The sequence below is a fragment of the Flavobacterium sp. genome, assembly GCF_044357305.1.
Lineage (GTDB): Bacteria > Bacteroidota > Bacteroidia > Flavobacteriales > Flavobacteriaceae > Flavobacterium.
Genome location: NZ_JBIKPS010000028.1, coordinates 1 through 19186 on the forward strand (window position 1 = coordinate 1; position 19186 = coordinate 19186).

Annotated in this window: 16 protein-coding genes; 7 read left to right on the forward strand and 9 right to left on the reverse strand. The window is 31.9% G+C overall.

The features are described from left to right. The 4 genes from ACIQ2J_RS13150 to ACIQ2J_RS13165 form a co-directional block, all read right to left on the reverse strand. On the reverse strand, positions 1-785 hold a 785-nt coding region (locus tag ACIQ2J_RS13150), incomplete at its 3' end, for an AIR synthase related protein (protein WP_396170605.1). Between the two features lie 246 nt (positions 786-1031). Next, positions 1032-1811: an OmpA family protein gene (locus ACIQ2J_RS13155; RefSeq protein WP_396170607.1), complete on the reverse strand. Its 780-nt coding sequence runs from the start codon at positions 1809-1811 to the stop codon at positions 1032-1034. Positions 1812-1813: 2 nt separating this feature from the next. Next, a complete protein-coding gene (locus ACIQ2J_RS13160; RefSeq protein ID WP_396170609.1) occupies positions 1814-2689 on the reverse strand; it encodes an OmpA family protein in 876 nt (291 codons plus the stop codon). A 205-nt stretch (positions 2690-2894) separates the two neighbouring features. Further along, positions 2895-5084: a glutamine synthetase III gene (locus tag ACIQ2J_RS13165; RefSeq protein WP_396170611.1), complete on the reverse strand. Its 2190-nt coding sequence runs from the start codon at positions 5082-5084 to the stop codon at positions 2895-2897. Positions 5085-5327: 243 nt separating this feature from the next. On the opposite strand from ACIQ2J_RS13165, the gene ACIQ2J_RS13170 reads away from it, so the two are divergent. After that, entirely contained in the window at positions 5328-6302 is a 975-nt protein-coding gene (locus tag ACIQ2J_RS13170) for a TerC family protein (RefSeq protein ID WP_396170613.1), read from the forward strand. A gap of 63 nt (positions 6303-6365) precedes the next feature. Here the strand turns inward: ACIQ2J_RS13170 and ACIQ2J_RS13175 are convergent, their stop codons facing one another. Then, positions 6366-6881, reverse strand: coding sequence for a hypothetical protein (locus tag ACIQ2J_RS13175; protein ID WP_396170616.1), 516 nt, complete (start codon positions 6879-6881; stop codon positions 6366-6368). A gap of 89 nt (positions 6882-6970) precedes the next feature. Between ACIQ2J_RS13175 and ACIQ2J_RS13180 the strand changes: the two genes are divergently transcribed. The 5 genes from ACIQ2J_RS13180 (at position 6971) to ACIQ2J_RS13200 (ending at position 12962) form a co-directional block, all read left to right on the forward strand. Next, a complete protein-coding gene (locus ACIQ2J_RS13180; protein ID WP_396170618.1) occupies positions 6971-7534 on the forward strand; it encodes a DUF1543 domain-containing protein in 564 nt (187 codons plus the stop codon). A gap of 8 nt (positions 7535-7542) precedes the next feature. Next, positions 7543-7689 carry a hypothetical protein gene (locus tag ACIQ2J_RS13185; protein WP_396170620.1) on the forward strand — a complete coding sequence of 49 codons (147 nt, stop codon included), beginning with the start codon at positions 7543-7545 and terminating at the stop codon, positions 7687-7689. Continuing rightward, on the forward strand, positions 7682-8053 hold the full coding sequence (locus ACIQ2J_RS13190) for a YchJ family protein (RefSeq protein ID WP_396170622.1): 372 nt from the start codon (positions 7682-7684) through the stop codon (positions 8051-8053). Before ACIQ2J_RS13185 ends, ACIQ2J_RS13190 begins: the two co-directional genes overlap by 8 nt. Positions 8054-8254: 201 nt before the next feature. Continuing rightward, on the forward strand, positions 8255-9451 hold the full coding sequence (locus ACIQ2J_RS13195; RefSeq protein WP_396170623.1) for a pyridoxal phosphate-dependent aminotransferase: 1197 nt from the start codon (positions 8255-8257) through the stop codon (positions 9449-9451). Between the two features lie 205 nt (positions 9452-9656). After that, positions 9657-12962, forward strand: a complete 3306-nt coding sequence (locus tag ACIQ2J_RS13200; protein WP_396170625.1) for a T9SS type B sorting domain-containing protein — start codon at positions 9657-9659, stop codon at positions 12960-12962. 47 nt (positions 12963-13009) lie between these two features. On the opposite strand, the gene ACIQ2J_RS13205 is transcribed toward ACIQ2J_RS13200, so the two are convergent. The 3 genes from ACIQ2J_RS13205 to ACIQ2J_RS13215 form a co-directional block, all read right to left on the reverse strand. Continuing rightward, positions 13010-13771: a S1/P1 nuclease gene (locus tag ACIQ2J_RS13205; RefSeq protein ID WP_396170627.1), complete on the reverse strand. Its 762-nt coding sequence runs from the start codon at positions 13769-13771 to the stop codon at positions 13010-13012. 272 nt (positions 13772-14043) lie between these two features. Continuing rightward, positions 14044-15090 (reverse strand): outer membrane beta-barrel protein, encoded by a 1047-nt coding sequence (locus ACIQ2J_RS13210; RefSeq protein WP_396170629.1) that lies wholly within the window; start codon positions 15088-15090, stop codon positions 14044-14046. A 147-nt stretch (positions 15091-15237) separates the two neighbouring features. Beyond that, positions 15238-16563: an ammonium transporter gene (locus ACIQ2J_RS13215; protein ID WP_396170632.1), complete on the reverse strand. Its 1326-nt coding sequence runs from the start codon at positions 16561-16563 to the stop codon at positions 15238-15240. Between the two features lie 691 nt (positions 16564-17254). Here ACIQ2J_RS13215 and ACIQ2J_RS13220 point away from each other — a divergent pair. After that, positions 17255-18550: a T9SS type A sorting domain-containing protein gene (locus tag ACIQ2J_RS13220; RefSeq protein WP_396170634.1), complete on the forward strand. Its 1296-nt coding sequence runs from the start codon at positions 17255-17257 to the stop codon at positions 18548-18550. Between the two features lie 360 nt (positions 18551-18910). Here ACIQ2J_RS13220 and ACIQ2J_RS13225 read toward each other — a convergent pair whose 3' ends face one another. Then, positions 18911-19186 carry a hypothetical protein gene (locus ACIQ2J_RS13225; RefSeq protein ID WP_396170636.1) on the reverse strand — a complete coding sequence of 92 codons (276 nt, stop codon included), beginning with the start codon at positions 19184-19186 and terminating at the stop codon, positions 18911-18913.

Below are 19186 nucleotides of genomic sequence, written 5' to 3' on the forward strand. Positions count from 1 at the left end.
ACCAACTTTCCGGCATCAATTGGCGAATTGGCAACAGCATCGGTAAGTTGCACCCCACCAGAATACACCAAATCTTTAGGAACCGAACTATCAAAACTCTCTGGGAATTTATCGGCCAAATAATGTGCAAAAACATCGTGACGTGCAGAGGTTAATCCGTTACTGCCCATCCCTCCGTTATATCCTTTTTCATAATTGGCTTGACCAAAAGAAGCCAAACCTACAATAACATCGCCTGCTTTAATATTACCATTATTAACCACATCGCTGCGTTTCATTCTAGCAGTAACGGTAGAATCTACAATGATGGTTCGTACTAAATCCCCCACATCGGCAGTTTCCCCACCGGTAGAATGAATCGTTACGCCAAAAGTTTTCAGTTCCGCAATAAGTTCTTCGGTGCCATTAATAATTGCCGATAAAACTTCGGCAGGAATTAGGTTTTTATTTCTTCCAATGGTAGAGGAAAGCAAAATATCATTGGTTGCTCCAACACACAATAAATCATCGATATTCATAATCAAAGCATCTTGAGCAATGCCTTTCCACACCGAAATATCGCCAGTTTCTTTCCAATACATATACGCCAAAGACGATTTAGTACCAGCGCCATCGGCATGCATAATAATACAATACTCTTCGTCGTGGGTTAAATAATCGGGAACGATTTTACAGAAAGCTTTAGGAAACAAGCCCTTGTCTATATTTTTTATGGCATTGTGAACATCTTCTTTAGATGCAGAAACTCCGCGCAAGGCGTAACGTTGGCTGTTATCAGAACTCATTGTGTAGTTGTTGTGTTGTGGCGCAAAGATAGTAATTTGAATTACGTATTACGAATTATCAATTAGGTATTACAATCCAAATGCAAAAAAATTTAAACACGAATTTCACGAATTTACACAAATTATAATATGTTAATAATAGATTACACGAATTTTATCCGCCTTTAGCAGATTAATTATTCAGGCTTTTGTAATTAGTGAAAATAAAATATTATTGAAAATTCGTGAAATTTGTGTTGAAAAAAATCAATTATCCACTATCATTATCTCCACTCTTCTATTATCGTCTTCTTCTTGGATATTTTTTTCTGGAATAGGATGAATCGGTCTAGAAACGCCATACCCTTTAAAGGTTAATCGCTTTCTATCTATTTTATTTTGAATCAAAAAATTATAAATCGCTCTTGCTCTTGCCGTTGAAACAGCATCCACCTGATTAGGGAGTTTACAACAAATATGTCCTTGAATTTCTATTTTTAACTTCGGATTATCATTCATCAAACACAACAAATCGTACAAAACTGGTTGGGACTTAGGTACAATTTTAGCCGAATTATTAAAAAAATAGAAATTTGGCAAACGAATTAAATCCCCAATTTTAGAACCTTTAAACTTCTCTTTTAATTTTTGTTCGGAAGTAACTTCAATAGGAATTTCTTTCTTTTCTTTGAAAATTATAGTCACTCTCCTGTTTTCTCCTTGCACAGCCGATTGCTCAAAATCTTCTCCGAAACCACGAATTTCAATTTCTTTTTTGACTTCAATTTTACTTTGTTTCAAAAAATTATAAACGGTATACACTCTTTTTAAAGCCAAAGTATCGTTGTAATCGTTAGTTCCTTTCCAATCGCAAAAACCATAAAGTTTTGTTACTTGATAATCCTTCCCTTCGGCAATCCAAGAATTAATTTTCTTCACTGCTTCCTCATTCAAATCGAATTTATCAAAATCGAAAAACACGTCTAATTTTGCTTGAGCAAAAGAAAACAAAGAAAACAACAGAAACAATATGGTGAATTTTCGCATAACTATTTATCTAATATCATAATTTCAACTCTACGGTTTCGAGCTGCTTCAAACTCGCTTTTTTCAGGAATAGCATATTTAGGTTTTGAAACTCCAAACCCTTTCGTTTGAATTCTTCGTTCGGCAATTCCTTCCGAAACCAAAATTCTTTTTACTTGTTTGGCCCTTTCTGTAGAAAGATTACGAGCATCTTTAGCAACACAACAAATGTGACCTTGAATTTGAATTTTCAACTTTGGATAGGTATTTAAAACAAAAATTAATTCGTCTATAGCTCTTTTGGAAGTTGGCATTATTGCAAATGTATTGACATAAAAATTAATATCATTTAACCGTATCAAAGTCCCTTTTTGCGAAAGTTTAATCTTCGTTTCCAAAGTGGCATTTTCAGGAAAATTCATGGTTTCTTCTTCTATAGGAACTAGTTCTGGCACAACCTCAACCTTGGGCCGCACTACCTCTTTAGTTATTCCTAAAATCTCGTTTTCTCTGGCAAAATCCTTTGGGAAGATATAATAAATAGTTGCTTTTCTATTCTCGGCTTTATTCTTTGATTGGGTAAAATTTTCTCCAAAACTAATCGTTTTAAAGTCTTCCCTAATTTTGATTTTATCCTTAATTTGTTTTACAATAAAATCTACCCTTTTTTTGGACAAAGTATCATTGAAACGAGTGCTTCCCACTTCGTCGGTATAGCCGTTTATAGCCACAATTTTAACCTCTTTATGAGTTACAATCCAATCTTGAAGTTTCTTATTTTCAGTTTTAGCAACACTAGATTTATTACTTTCAAAAAAAACAGAAAATTGTTCCTGTCCTTTAACGAACTGTATCGAAAGTAATAACAAAGTGTAAAGTAGACTTTTTCTTATAATCATGAAACGAAATTACGTAAAAATAATTAAAAGTTTGCAAAATTAATTCCAATAATAAAACTAATACTCTTATCTCCAACTCTGTCAAAGTTTGGAACTTTGACAGAGTTTTACATCACATAAAACAAAAAACCCGATTCAAAAATTGAATCGGGTTAGTCTATAATCTATTCTCTTTATTCTTTATTCTATTATCTAGAAAAAAAAACTATCTCGTAAACAACAATTCTCTGTATTTAGTTAAAGTCCACGTTTCATTATCTACTAAAAGTTCCAATTTATCACAGTGTTCTCTAATAACTTCAAAGTAAGGTTTCACGTTATCGCAATACGATTCGGCCATTTCTTGTGCATCCGTTAAGGCATTTGCAGTTTTACGTGCTTCGGTCATTGCTTCCACTTGCGTATTGATACCTTCAATATGTTCTGAAATTTCTTTAATCAAAACAATTTGCTCTTTACCTATTTTTTTAAATTCGTCTCCAAAGATTTCTTTCAATCCGCGAACGTTTTCAATCAAGGTGTTTTGGTAACGAATAGCCGTTGGAATTACGTGGTTACGAGCAATATCACCAAGAACTCTTCCTTCAATTTGGATTTTCTTAGTGTACTCTTCCAATTCAATTTCGTAACGAGCTTCTACCTCAACGTGGTTCATTACGTTTAAGTCTTTAAACAAATCCAATGCTTTTTGAGAAACTTTAGCTTTCAATGCTGTTGGAGTAGTTTTATGATTACTCAAGCCACGTTTTTTTGCCTCAATTTCCCAAGCATCACTATAACCGTCTCCTTCAAAAAGGATTTTCTTAGTTCCTTTAATATATTCTCTCAACACATTAAAAATAGCTTCGTCTTTCTTTAAATCATTGGTTTCAATCAAAGTATCTACTTCTTTTTTAAACTCTTTCAATTGTTTTGCAACGATTGAATTCAAAGTGGTCATCGCATTAGCACAGTTTGCAGAAGAACCTACGGCTCTAAATTCAAATTTATTTCCTGTGAAAGCAAATGGGGAAGTTCTATTTCTATCGGTATTATCCAACATTACGTCTGGAATTTTACCAACTACATTCAATTTTAAATCGGTTTTTTCTTCTGGAGATAATTTTCCTTTAGAAACTCCTTCTAATTCCGCCAAAACTTTAGTCAATTGTTCCCCAATAAATACCGAGATAATTGCAGGAGGCGCTTCGTTAGCACCAAGTCTATGATCGTTACTTGCAGTTGCAATGGCAACACGCAATAACTCTTCATAATCATTAACCGCTTTGATTGTATTGATAAAGAAAGACAAAAACTGCAAGTTGCTCATTGGCGTTTTACTTGGCGAAAGTAAATTAACTCCAGTGTCGGTTGCCAAAGACCAGTTGTTATGTTTACCAGATCCATTAACCCCTTTAAACGGTTTTTCATGGAAAAGCACTTTAAAATCATGACGCTCTCCAACTTTAGACATTACATCCATCAAAAGTGAGTTATGATCTACTGCTAAGTTTGTTTCTTCAAATATTGGAGCCAACTCAAATTGGTTTGGCGCAACTTCATTGTGACGCGTTTTTACTGGAATTCCCAATAACATACATTCCTCTTCCAATTCTCTCATGTAATTTAAAGCACGAGAAGGTATGGATCCAAAATAATGGTCGTCTAATTGTTGTCCTTTTGCAGAAGTGTGTCCTAGCAAAGTTCTACCCGTCATTACAATATCTGGGCGAGAATTTGCCAACGAACTATCAACTAAGAAATATTCTTGTTCCCAACCCAAAGTTGCGGTAACTTTCTTAACATTTTTATCAAAATATTTACAAACATCGGTTGCTGCTTCATCCACAGCATTCAACGCACGTAAAAGAGGTGTTTTATAATCTAATGCTTCTCCGGTGTAGGAGATAAATACGGTAGGAATACACAAAGTAGTTCCGAAGATAAACGCAGGAGATGTTGGATCCCAAGCAGTATAACCACGTGCTTCAAAAGTATTTCTAATTCCTCCATTTGGGAAAGAAGACGCATCAGGCTCTTGTTGCACTAATTGTCCACCACCAAATTTCTCAACAGCATCTGAACCGTCGTAGGAAGTTTCGAAGAAAGCATCGTGTTTTTCGGCTGTAGTACCTGTTAATGGCTGAAACCAATGCGTGTAATGAGTTACGCCTTTGCTTAAAGCCCATTCTTTCATTCCCATAGCGATATAATCGGCTAATTTTCTGTCAATTTTAGTTCCGTGCTGCACTGCATCTTTTACCCCTTTGTGCGCATCTGAAGTTAAAAATTGCTTCATTGCTTTATCATTGAATACATTCGATCCAAAAAGATCCGATTTTCTACCGGCTTCTTCAAATTTTACAGGCTTTCTACCTGATGCTTCTTTTAATGCTTGAAAACGTAAAGTTGACATAAAAATTAATTTTTAAAGTTATACCCTATTTATTTGGTGCAAATATAATAATTTTTTAATTTAAAATAAATTATACCCTATTTTTTTTAGGGTCAATTTTATAAATTTTGAATAATGAATTGAGAATTATGAATTGTCGGCAGGAATAAAAGAGATGAATATCGTAATTCCTAATTTTTAATTCCTAAATAATAAAGGTTATCTTTGTAATTCGTAATTCGTAATTTTAATTCCTAATTCATTATGACTGTTTGGATATTTTTTATACTAGCCGTGCTAATTTTCTTAGCATTAGATTTAGGCGTTTTCAATAAAACACCTCACGTAATTAGTTCTAAAGAAGCTGGTAAGTGGACGGCCGTTTGGGTCACCCTCTCCTTTGCTTTTTCGGGAGTAATTTATTGGCTGTACCAAAGCAATTATATTGCCAATCCCGACCAATTAAAACCCGCTGAGGCTTCAATTAAGTTTCTTACGGGTTATTTAATTGAATTATCTTTGAGTGCCGATAATATTTTTGTGATAGCCATTATTTTTGCTTCCTTTAAAATTGCACAAAAATACCAACACCGTGTTTTGTTTTGGGGAATAATTGGTGCCATCGTTTTTCGAGGATTAATGATTTTCTTTGGAGTAATCTTAATTCGAAAAGTAGATTGGATTACTTATGTTTTTGGTAGTTTCTTAGTGTTTACTGCTATGAAAATGTTGTTCAAAAAAGAAGATGAAGACGAATTCAATCCTAAAGAATCTACTATCTATAAAATAATAGGAAAGGTAATCCCGATATCGCACCACCGCGACAAAGAACATTTTATCATTAAAGAAAATAACCGAAATTATGCAACTCCACTTCTAGTTGCTCTTCTTGTAATTGAAGTAATGGATGTAGTATTTGCTATAGATAGCGTTCCCGCAATCTTAGCCATAACTTCTGATCCGTTTTTAGTATTTAGTTCTAATATCTTTGCCATATTGGGCTTGCGTTCCATGTATTTTTTCCTAGCCAACATGCTACAAAAATTCAGTTATTTAGAATATAGTTTGATTGCAATTCTAACTTTTGTTGGATTAAAAATGCTTTTGGTTCATTTCTTTAAATTCCCAGAATGGGTATCCTTAAGTTTTATAGCAGTTTCTTTAATAACCGGAATTGTGGTTTCGCTAAAAAAGGCAGAAAAAGAAAATAGCGAGAAACCATCTCGAGACGAAGAATAAAAAAGAGGCTGTACTTGCGTACAACCTCTTTTCAAACAAACAACCTATAGACTAACCAATAATCTATTTTATTTTAAGTACTTTAGTTGGATTAATTTTGTAAGCTTTAAGTACTGCATCATAGTCATTAAAATTTACTGCATTGCTATTTTTATTACCAAAGTAACCAGGAATAACTACAATTCTAAAAACTTGATTGGTTCTGTAAGCGGCTGAAATACCTGCTAAATCAAATCCCTCCATGTATATACTTGCATCGTATTGAGTGAAATCAAAATCATATCTGAAATCTAAAGTACCATTGGCAAAATAATAAGTTTCTGGCAACAATTTCCATACATCAGTACCTCCAGTAACTGCTGATAATCGGTACACTAAAACCATATCGGAAGTATAAATAGTATGAGGGAAAGTAATTAAATTACTAAAATTATTTGTGGTAGTAAAAGATCTAGTAAACTCCCATACTTCACTTATGGTATCGTTGTCGGTAGTATTGATTGGCGTAGTATCGTGAACGGTACAAGATGGAAACGATAGCATCCCAATTATTGCTAAAAATAATGTAAATTTTTTCATAAGGTTTAATTTAAAAGTTAGTACTTATTAATTCTATTCAATACTTGTGCCAAACTTTACAATAAACAAAAAATTGTACCTTTGACCCCATGGAAAAAGAAGTAAAACTCTATATGATAATGTTAGGATGTCGCCCTAAAGGCAGATGTACCGAGCAACACGATATTTTTTTTGGCATTGGAAGTTCTTTGAAAGAATTAATTCCGAGTATGAACGCTTTTTGGCCAGAAGCCAAAGGACAAATTCATATTGATGCTTGGCGTGAAGTTACTGCTGTGGATAATTTTCAAATAAAAGTGCTTCCAAAAGGAACTGCAATCGCTTCTGCTTTGCAATTGTTTTTCATCAATCTTGGCGGATACAAAGAAAATGAATTTGAAGAATACCATTATAAAATATTAGCCGTTGGTGAATCTTTATCGGACGTTACTAAAAAAGCCAAAGACAGTGCTTTCTATAAACATTGTGGGTTTAAAGGTGCAACATCTCATATTGACGATAAATTCGGAATTGACATTGACGATGCCTTTAAGGTTAGAGAGATTTTACAACCTATCTTTACCAACCAATTTGAAATACAAATTACTCCAAACCCAAATGCTGTAGAAGACCAATTGCACATTGGGTATTTAAAAATGGATAAAATCATATAATTATAATTATGAGTCGAAATAACGAAGGGAATATCAAAAAACACAACGACAAACTTCACAAAGAGCAGGATAAAGAAAAAGCCACAAAAGTGGCTCGTGAAGAAAAACGCAAAGAAATTGTTCGAAAATTCAACGAAAATAAAAACAATGGCTAATTGTTATTGTGGTTCCAATGCATCTTTTGAAGATTGCTGCCAGGTTTATATAAAAGGTATTCAAAAAGCACCTACTGCCGAAGCTTTAATGCGATCCAGATATTCTGCTTATGCTATTGGCGATGCAGATTATTTAGTAGCAACTACGCATTACTCTACCAGAAAACTTCACAGAAAAGAAGATATCTTAGAATGGAGCCAAAGCAACCATTGGAAACAATTAGAAGTTTTAGCATCCACGGAAACTACAGTAAAATTCAAAGCCTATTATTCAGATTACCAAGGAAAACTGCAAGTTCACGAAGAACATTCTGCTTTTGTTCTAGAAAATGGTAGTTGGTTTTATGTGGATGGCGAATATTAAACTTCACTTAATTTTTGGTCATAAGCAATTAGAACAAACTATTATTACAAGCAAAATTTACCCAAATGGCAAGTAGTTTTCCGAATTATATCAGAGCTTGTACTATTTTTTTTTAATTGAAGTTAAATTTTGCTTGAAAATTTCGTTTTCATTATTTTTTTCAATTTAATTGTGCAAATTTGCATATTCAAAAAAAATATTATGCCAAAGATTTCAAATAAAGGAAAACAAATGCCGGAATCACCAATAAGAAAATTGGTGCCTTATGCAGATATTGCTAAGAAAAACGGAAATAAAGTATACCACCTTAATATTGGACAACCCGATATTAAAACTCCAGAGGTAGCCTTAAATGCTGTGAAAAATGCAGATATTACTGTTTTAGAATATAGCCATTCGGCAGGGTTTGAAAGTTATAGAACTAAATTGTCGCAATACTACAAAACCCATGGTTTACCAATTGAAGTGGCGGATATCATTATCACTACAGGAGGTTCTGAAGCATTGCTTTTTGCATTGGGAAGCACCATGGATGAAGGAGATGAAATAATTATTCCAGAACCATTTTACGCTAATTATAACGGATTTTCTATAGCTTCTGGCGTGAAAGTTGTTCCTGTTATTTCAACAATTGAAGATGGTTTTGCTTTGCCTCCAATAGCAGCTTTTGAAAAATTAATTACACCTCGAACTAAAGCCATCTTAATTTGTAATCCTGGAAATCCAACTGGATATTTATATTCAGAGAATGAAATTCTACAGTTGGCAGCCATGGTTAAAAAACACGATTTGTTTTTGATTGCTGATGAAGTTTACCGTGAATTTATATATGATGAAAACGATAAGCATTATTCTGTAATGAATGTTCCTGGTATTGAAGAAAATGCTATCATGATTGATTCCGTTTCTAAAAGATACAGTATGTGTGGCGCTCGAATAGGATGCATCGTTTCAAAAAACAAGGAAGTTATGGCAACGGCTATGAAATTTGCGCAAGCAAGATTAAGCCCTCCAACATTTGCTCAAATTGCTAGTGAAGCAGCTTTAGAAACACCACAAAGTTACTTTGATGAAGTAATTGAAGAATATAAAGAGCGACGAGATGTGTTAATTTCAGAATTGCAAAAGATTGAAGGAGTAAAAGTTGGAACTCCAAAGGGAGCTTTTTACTGCATTGCTCAACTTCCAGTTGCTAGTGCAGATGATTTTGCTAAATGGTTGTTAGAATACTACAATTTAAACGGAGAAACAGTTATGGTTGCTCCTGCAGCTGGATTTTATTCCACACCTAATGTTGGTTTAAATGAAGTTAGAATAGCTTATGTCTTGAAAAAAGAAGATTTAATTCGATCGGTTCATATTCTTAAAGCAGCTTTGATAGTATATAATTCTAAATAAATTAGTTTTAGATTACATTTAAACAGCTCCAAATTGGAGCTGTTTTTTTTATATTTGTAAGAAAAAAATTTAATAAATGTAATTTGTAGGTTTTGTTAGTTATTTGAAAATATTATTACTATTTTTATGGAGAATTTTAGAGCGCAATAATTAACAAATTAGTTTTTTATTTCATTAATTTTCTTTTTCTAAAAATCATTATTGTATGAAAATGAAGCTAATATCTATGTTTATAATTCTATTAATTAATAGTAGTATAACTTATGGATTTACTTTTAATGCAATTCCAACAGCTGAAACTTGCGCTGGAAATGGTTCAATTTCTTTTGTTAGCAATAATACTAACCCAAATGGAACCATTATTTATTTTGTTTATAAACTTCCAAATGTAAGCACCCCTTACGCAACTGTTTCTGGATTAATTATTAACAATATTTCAGCAGGTACCTACAAAATTATCGCAAGAGAAACTGTAGGTAATACAATTACAGAACAACAAAAACAGGTTACAGTTGTTTCAAATATTATTCCGTTAAAATTTTCAATAGTAAGTTTAAATCAAGCTTGCTCCACTACAAGTAATATTTCTGTTAATACAATAACTGGCACACCTGTTAGTTATGAGATTTTTTCAGGACCAATTTTATTTCCTTTACAAACAAGTAATACTTTTACTGGATTGGTAGTAGGAGTTTATAAAATTAGAGTTTTTAATGCCTGTGGAATTGGGGTAGTTAAAACTTTTACAGTCACTCAAAATACAGCAGGCATTACAATTGGACCTCCAGTTCTAACGGATACTACTCCTGTTTCTTGCGATTTTTCAGTAGTAACAAATACTTTATCTGCAGCACCTGGAACGGTGTTGGGATACCCTTTAATTATTACTTACACTATTCATCCACCTGGAGGAGGAGCTCCAATAATCATCAATACTAGTTTGTCAACCGGAAACCCTACCAGTCAAGACATTAGTGAAATTTTTCCTAATTATATCAATCAAACTTACAATTATGATATTTCCATTGTGGATGCTTGTAATTCTACTTACACCAATAATTTTATTGTCACTCAAAATATTGATTTTACTCCTACAATTGTAAAATTAGATTGTAATCAAAATTATTTTTTTATTGATGTAATAAACGGAACTGCACCATATACTTTAAATTTCACTGCTTTTCCTGCGGGTTTCAATCCAATAAATTATAATGTTGATTATCCAGGCCCTTTTAATACTAATAATATCGTATTTGGAAGTGATACCAACATTACTCCTATAGGTAATTATAGTGTTTCTATAACGGATAGTTGCGGTAGAACTTTTACTAAAGATTTCTCTATCCTTTTTAATCCTTCAGTTCCAGCTGCTATAGGTGCAAATAATGGATGTCTATTTAACAATGGTAAAATTGTAGTTTCAATTCCATCCTTTAAAATTGTTTCGGCAATTATTACGGTTGCACCTGCAGGATTTCCATTTCCGTTGCCCTATGATGCAAGCGTATCAATTATTAATGGAATCGTAACTTTAAATCCAGTTCCAATAGGCGATTATGTAATTGTTGTTGTTGATAATTGCGGCAGTGTACTAGCCCCTTTAAATTGTAATGTTCCAGCTTATGTAGATTTAAAACTTTCTTTAGTTTCTCGACCTGGATGTGATTTAGGTAAGACCTCTTTGGAACTAAAAAGCAATAATGGAAAATTAGTATCGGCTTCTATTACAGTTGCTCCCACAGGTTTTCCCCATCTGCTTCCTTATATTATCTCTAATTACATAATTGCCAGTGGAGTTTTATATATGGATGATTTGCCAGGAGGAAATTATACTTTTGAAGCAATTGATGAATGTAATTTCAATAATAGCATTTCAATGAATATTCCAGATTACACAATAACGTCAAGTACTTTTTCATTACAGCCTAATTGTGGGTCTTTTAATATTCCATTATATTTTGTGAGTAACGGCAATTCAAGTGAAGCGTATTGGCTTCAAAAGCTAATTGATCCTGAATTGAATATTTGGGGACATCCTCTTAATAATACACTTTATGTTGAAGGAACTACACCAACATCCTCCAATTCAACAGCATTAATCAATAATGCCATTAATTATAATTTATCAGTTAATGGCGTTTTTAGAATTATTCGTTCATTTAATTCTTATAATGATGGCATTAGTATAAATAATGGTTCGGTATCAGGTCCGGAAAAAAATTGTTTGGAAATATTATCTCCAACGATGTCTTTTTTTCAAGCACTTGAAATATTATCTATTTCGAGAATTTCTTGTACTGTAAGCGGAATTCCTGATGTTATTGTTTTGGCTAATGGAGCTCCACCGTTAAATTACTCTGTTACAAGTACTACTGGTACATTCATTAATAATGGAAATTCGAATATTTTTTACAACCTTCCTGTAGGAGTATACACTTTTCTTATTGAAGATACATGCGGGAATCAATCCAACCGTGTCTTTGAAGTAACTAACTTAGTTTCTTTAGTAAACATGACTCAACCCAGCAATATGGTACAATGTAAATCACTAATCACTGGTAACGAAACGTTTGATATTACGGAGCAAAATTCAGTTATTTTAGGAGTTGGTCAAACATTAACTAATTACTCCCTAAACTATTTCACTACTCTAACGGATGCACAATTGAATGTGAATCCTATATTAAATCCTACTGTTTTTAACCCAAGCACTAATCCTCAAACAATTTTTGCACGGTTAAATTTAACCGATTTACCAAACTGTTACGAAACACGCTCTTTTGAATTAATTGCAGGACAAACTCCATTCTTAAATTTACAACCAAATTATATTAATTGCGAATTAAGCTCCATTTTCTTAAATGCTTCGCCCAATAATTTTCCAACCACAACCTACTTATGGTCAACTGGTGCAACAACACCTATAATTGAAATCTCCCAACTAGGAGTATCAAACGTTTCAGTGAATGCAACAAATTCTTTTGGAAATCCACCACAGACTTGTGTAAATACTAAAAGCATCCAAGTTACCATTTCGGAACCTCCCAAAATTGATCATTTTGAAACAATAGATTGGACTATTAATGAAAATAGTATTACAATAGTTGCTTCAAATAATAGCAATTTCGAATACTCTTTAGATAATTCGGTTTATCAAGACAGCCCAGTTTTTAGCAATTTAACTCCCGGAATTTATACCGTTTATGTTAGAGATAAAAGTGGTTGTGGATATATTTATAAAGAAGTTTTTCTGTTATATTATAAAAAATATTTTACTCCAAACGGCGATGGGTTTAATGAGTATTGGCGAATAGAAAACTCCGAATTTGAACCGGAATTAAAGGTTGTGATTTTTGATAGATATGGGAAAATAATGGCAACATTTGATTCTACAAGTCCAGGATGGGACGGTACCTTTAATGGAAGACAAGAGTTAGCAACCGATTACTGGTTTCAAGTATTTCGTCAAGATGGCAGATTACATCGAGGACATTTTGCTTTAAAAAGATAAATAGTATTGATTTGATTGTAGTTTTTCAATTCTATTTTCTTACTAGTTTATTTTTGTTGAAAAGCATCTTTCAATATTCCGCCTAATCTAATTCCTGCTTTTTGAATTTGACTTTTAATTAAATTCGAATTAGTTTCAACATAGGAAGTTTCAATTTGTTTATTGGATGAATAAATTCCTTCTAAGTAGCTTCTAGATTCTTTTGCCCAATCTACTACACTACCATGACACAAGTTTGCTATTTGGGCTTCGTTATATTTATTATATTTCAAACAATCATTTAAGGTTATATTTTTATTTTCTATAATTCCGTAATCTAATAGTCCGTGTAAGTTGGTACCTTTAGAATTGAAATTTACTTGAAAAGAATTTCCTCCTTTATCACTCCCATAACCAATATGCAAGGGTTGGTGCAAATCTCCTATTAAGTGGAATAAATAGCAAATTTTTATTTTCACTTCTTCTTTACTAAAGTCCTTGTAATGTTTTAAATCTTTTATAGTAGAATTCAAAGTATGAATAATATTGTCGCAACAAGTATCTTTAACGGCTTCTCCCCTTTCAAAATTGACGTAGTGAAGCGGCTTAAGTTTGTCGTAGGAATGGTCTTTTTTTATATCATCCATCCACGTAGCAGCTTTTTCAATAGTCATTCCGTCTAAATAATTCAAAATCAAATTTCTAGTCTTTTTATCCAACTGTTTGAAGGCGATTTCTGCTACAATTTCATGTCCTTTTTCGCCCCAAGCAAATATTTTTGAAGGGATAAATACTATAAATAACAATGTAATAAATAAGGTCTTTTTCATTTTAAACAGTGGTTAATTTTATTCCTTTTGTAGGTAAATTTATTTTACAAAAGTAGTCTTTCTTTTACAAAAAGTACACTTCCTAGAAGTAATGTTTGTAACTAAATAAATCCCTAAAATTAAATTTTTAGGGATTTATTTTTATTTCTTTACTACTGTTGCTTACTCAAATTTCTCACTAGGTGCGTTCTTTAAAAAACCTTTAGTAAGCTTGTAGTTTGCGACTATTTAATAACTCACTCTACCATTGACTTGACCAGTCAGTTAATTTATTAAAACGAGTAACTTGTTGCTAATAAAATAAATGCACTAGATTTCTTTGGTGTTCCATCTGTAAAAATAGTATCCGATGCGGATTCAATTCTTAATTCTGGGATAAAAGTTAAATTACCCTCTTTAAAATTCAATGAAAGTGTATTAGCAAAGACATTTGCAGCCAAACCTACTATATTGTCTTTATCATCAAAATACTCTGCTCTATAGGCCAAACTTAGGTTACTTTTTAAAGTGACATTGGCATATCCTATTACAGAATACCACGCTTTTTTTTCATTTAATAAGTCATCGGAAGTTACTGCATAAGTTCCATTGAAACCTAGCGAAAGTTTCTCACCTACTTTTTTAGACGCTACTATATCAAATTGGGTTTTGTTAATTGTTGAAATTGGGTTACTACTTCCTGAAGTAAAATTGAAATAGGCATTTCCAGTTTTTCCGGTGTAACCAATTTGGGCTATAACCGTTTTTTGAGTAGAACCTGCTTTTGAGGCAGATTTAAAATCTGTTGGATTTGTAACCCCAGCAATAAAATTATAGTTTCCAACAGTATATTGTGCTTTTACCCCAGTGTTAAAGAAAGGTCCATTGGTAAATGCATAAGACATACTGTAGTTTTTGTTGTCAATTGCATCTATTAATTCATATCCAAGATGCGTTGCAAAACTACCAGCAGTAACTTTAAAACTTGGAGAAAAATCATAAGAGACATATAATTGTTTTACCATAAACGTTGCAGTTGTGTCATTGTAGGTAAATTCTGCAGCTCTATTTCCAAAGCCTAAATCTACTAAAACAGATGCTTTTCCTTTTTTATGAGCCGCTTTAATAGAGGCCATTCCTAGCTCAAAAGAATCGTTCGATTTTGTAAAACTCGTTTTACTATTATCGAATTTTGAAAAGTCATATTTGTAATACATATCGGCGGAGCCTGAAAATAGTGTTGAAGATTTAGTAGCATCTTGACTAAAACTATTGAAAAGAGCTATAAAAAATAATGCTACACTTAGTGAAATTGATTTTATATTTATTGAATTATTCATGATTAAATTATTAGGGATTAAAAATAGATTTGAGGGTAATTATTAATTAATTTTTTTTTAAAATTGAAATAGAGATATTGGCTCCGTCATTTTTTCAAATGCGGAAACTGATAAAAAATTAAACTTTGTTTTGTTATAGGCTAGCTATTAAAGCTGCTCTCCATGTTGAGAAATATCTAGCCCTAGTTCTTCTTTATCTTCACTTACTCTTAAAGGGGTGATTTTATTTACCACGAAGAATAAGGCATAAGAAACAATAAAAGCAAAAACAGAAACAAGAACTAATGCTTTTAATTGGATTAAAAACAATGTAGTGTCTCCGAAAATTAAACCTTGATTGTCACCAACAATTGGATTTACAGATTTTGATGCGAAAACTCCGGTTAATAACATTCCAACCATTCCACCAACACCATGACAAGCAAATACGTCTAAAGCATCATCAACCTTACCTTTAGGGAATTTACTCACAACAAAATTACTCACGAAACTCGCAATAAATCCGATTGCTAAAGCAGAAGGAATTGTTACAAAACCTGCAGCAGGAGTGATTGCAACTAGACCAACTACGGCTCCAATACAAGCTCCCATTGCAGACAATTTATGACCAAGGATTTTATCTAAAAATACCCATCCCATAGCAGCAGCTGCAGCGGCAACAGTTGTTGTGCCTAAGGCTTGTGCAGCTAATCCGTTAGATCCAACTGCAGAACCAGCATTAAAACCAAACCATCCAAACCACAACAAACCGGTTCCTAATAATACATACGTAATTCTAGCAGGGTTTGCTTTTTGAACTTTTCTTTTTCCTAAGAATATTGCTCCTGCTAATGCCGCCCAACCTGCACTCATGTGAACTACAGTTCCACCAGCAAAATCCAGAACGCCCCATCCGAAGAATAATCCATCTGGATGCCAAGTCATGTGGCATAATGGTGCGTATACGAAAACAATAAATAACACCATAAATAATAAATAAGCCCAAAAACGAACGCGTTCTGCAAAAGCCCCTGTTATTAAAGCAGGTGTAATAATTGCAAATTTTGCCTGAAACAAAGCAAAAAGTAAAAAAGGAATTGTTGGCGCTAATTCCCATGCGGTATTTGCACTTACCCCATTAAAAAATAAATTGGAAGTTGGGTTGCCTATGACACCTCCTATCGAAGGTCCAAAACACAATCCAAATCCAACAACTACCCACAGTACGGTTACTATAACCATAGCCATAAAGCTTTGCAACACCGTGCTAATCACATTTTTTTTACCTACCATTCCTCCGTAAAAGAAACCTAATCCCGGAGTCATTAATAAAACAAGACCTGTAGCTACAAGCATCCAGGCAGTATCTCCTCTATCTAACTTAAGAGGCACTATATGAGCGCCTAATGTTTTGCTTTCAGGAAATAAATAAATTGAAAAAATGGATAACACCAAAATTGTGATTAGAATCACACTTAAAATAATTTTTCTCATTGTTTTTAGATTTAAATTCGATATAAATGTATATATTCATTTATTACCCCCAAAAAAAAATATATATATTTTATAATTTTTACTATTTTAACAATCTTACCCCTAAAATTTTAGGGGTATATCAAAATATAAAATAAAAATTGAAAATTTAATAATCGGTTTTTTGAAAAAAATTAGATTAATTATTCACAATAAATAATATTTTCAATTTGCGAAGTAGATTATTTAGGTTTATTCCTTTCTTTAGAATAATTTCTCACTTGAACAATCAGAAGCACCTGCTTTTTTTAATAAAAAGGCATAAAAAAACCTTAATATATTAATATTAAGGTTTATCGTTGTAGCGAGAGGGAGATTTGGACTCTCACTCTCGAGGTTGTAAAATAATCAAATTCTTTAAATCTCAAACATTATAAGCTATGATATACTTTTATTGTTTAGTTCCTTAATTATATTATGTACTCTTTTTTGTTTAACTTTTATTTAATCCGTAATTAGGATATTATATTTGAATAATCTTAAATTTAATTATTAATTGTAAATTTTTTTACTCTTTTCATCAAACTTAGCAACTTAAAACAGTTAAACAATTGTTATTTGATTTAACTAATATGTTAAATTTATCCTAAATTAATCATTATGTAATAAATTTATACGATCTATTAATTTGATTAACAAATATTTAAATGATATGAAAACAAAACTATTTTTTTTATGTTTTTTTCTTTTTCAATTAAGCAATGCGCAAAACATTACTTTTCCAGACCAAGTTCTTAAAGATTTTTTGTTGATTGCGCCAATTAACTTTAATCAAGATCTTAATAATTTTATAACGTACCCACCTATTGACTCCAACAGCGATGGTGAAATTTCAGTAACAGAAGCGTTAAACGTTATAGGTTTGGATTTTTATTATTTAAATGTTACTAATTTAGAGGGATTACAATACTTCACCAATCTAAAAGTTATTACTACCTATTATGCTAATTTCCCAAATTTTAGCCAACCTAATTTAATTAATTTGGAGCAATTAAGCCTTATAAATTCGGTAGGATCGGCCTCATTAACCTATGTTGACATATCAAACAACACTAATTTAGTCAAGTTTCAATGTTCTAGTGATTTAATAACCTCTTTAGATTTATCCAATAACACCCAATTAAAAAACGTTGAAATTTATTGCCCATCACTAACCTCGATAAATTTAAGCAATCTTGTAAACTTAAAAAACTTAAGTTATTTAGGAAAATTACCAACAATTGACATTTCAGATTCGGTAAATTTATTAAATTTAGCATGTGCAGGTTCTTCAGGCACTTATTCATATCCGATAGAAAACCGATTAAATTCTATTGATTTAACTAATCAAACTAAATTAATAAATTTAGATTTAACTGGAAATAATTTATCAACTTTAGACTTGAGTAATTGCCCAAATTTAGAAAGTATTTTCATTTCAAATAATCAAATAAGTATACTTAATATTGACGATGTTAACTATGTTAAAAATTTCTTTTGTGAAGGAAATTTACTTAGTACTTTGGATGTAAATAGTATGTTTAATTTAAAGAATCTTTCTTGTAAAAATAATCAATTAAACAGTTTTTCAACTAAAAATGGAATTATTGAAGAGTACATAGATTTTTCTGGCAATCCTAATTTGAACTCGATTTGTAGTGACGAAAATGAAGTTGTGTATATGCAAAATCAATGTTTTCAAAATAACAATGATACAGTTGTTGTCAATTCAAATTGCGGCGTATCATCCAAAATAGCGATGTATCCGAATCCAGTTAAAGACATGCTACATTTAAAATCGGATAATAGCATTTCAAAAGTAGAAATTTTTAGTACCAATGGATTATTAGTAATGAAGGATGAATCAGAAAGTGATGTTATTGATATGAATGAATTAAAATCAGGAATGTACTTTATAAGAGTTCATAGCATTGAAGGAGTTGCCGTAATGAAATTCATAAAACAATAATTTAATACCTCCGAGCTAAGCACAATTAAAAACCCCTAAAATTTTATTTTCAGGGGTTTATGTTTTTAGCGAGAGGGAGAGATTTGAACTCTCACCTCAGGGTTATGAAAATAATTAATTTCTGCAGATAACGTATTCTTTTTTTTAAAAGCAAAAACTTCCTTTGTTATCAATAGCTATTTTTTTAGTATCAAGCACAATTCAAATACATTCGCCTATAAGCAGTGTATTTTATGATAATAATTTAATGGAAAGTACCTAATTTATTGGAAAATTTGGTAGCTAGAAGATTAAGTAAATAATTAAATCTAAGTTTAAAAAAGAGCATCCTTAAATGCATTTGGTATTAATTTTTTGGATTCAATTTTTATATGAATTTGATTTTCTGCTATTTGTTACTATTTTGTAAAAACCATAAATTCCCATCAAAAAAAATAGAATAAAAATATTTTCATCTATTGGTTCTAGTTGCGGATTGTCAATTACATCATCATCAAAAGTTGGTGCCTCTTGGGCAATAACTGGTTCGTCTTGGGCAAAAATTATTGATTCGGCAAAAATTGTTGAGGAACATAAAATAAAAATAACGATGAAGAGGACATTAAAAATATTTTTTTTTGGAATGTTTTGTTTCAT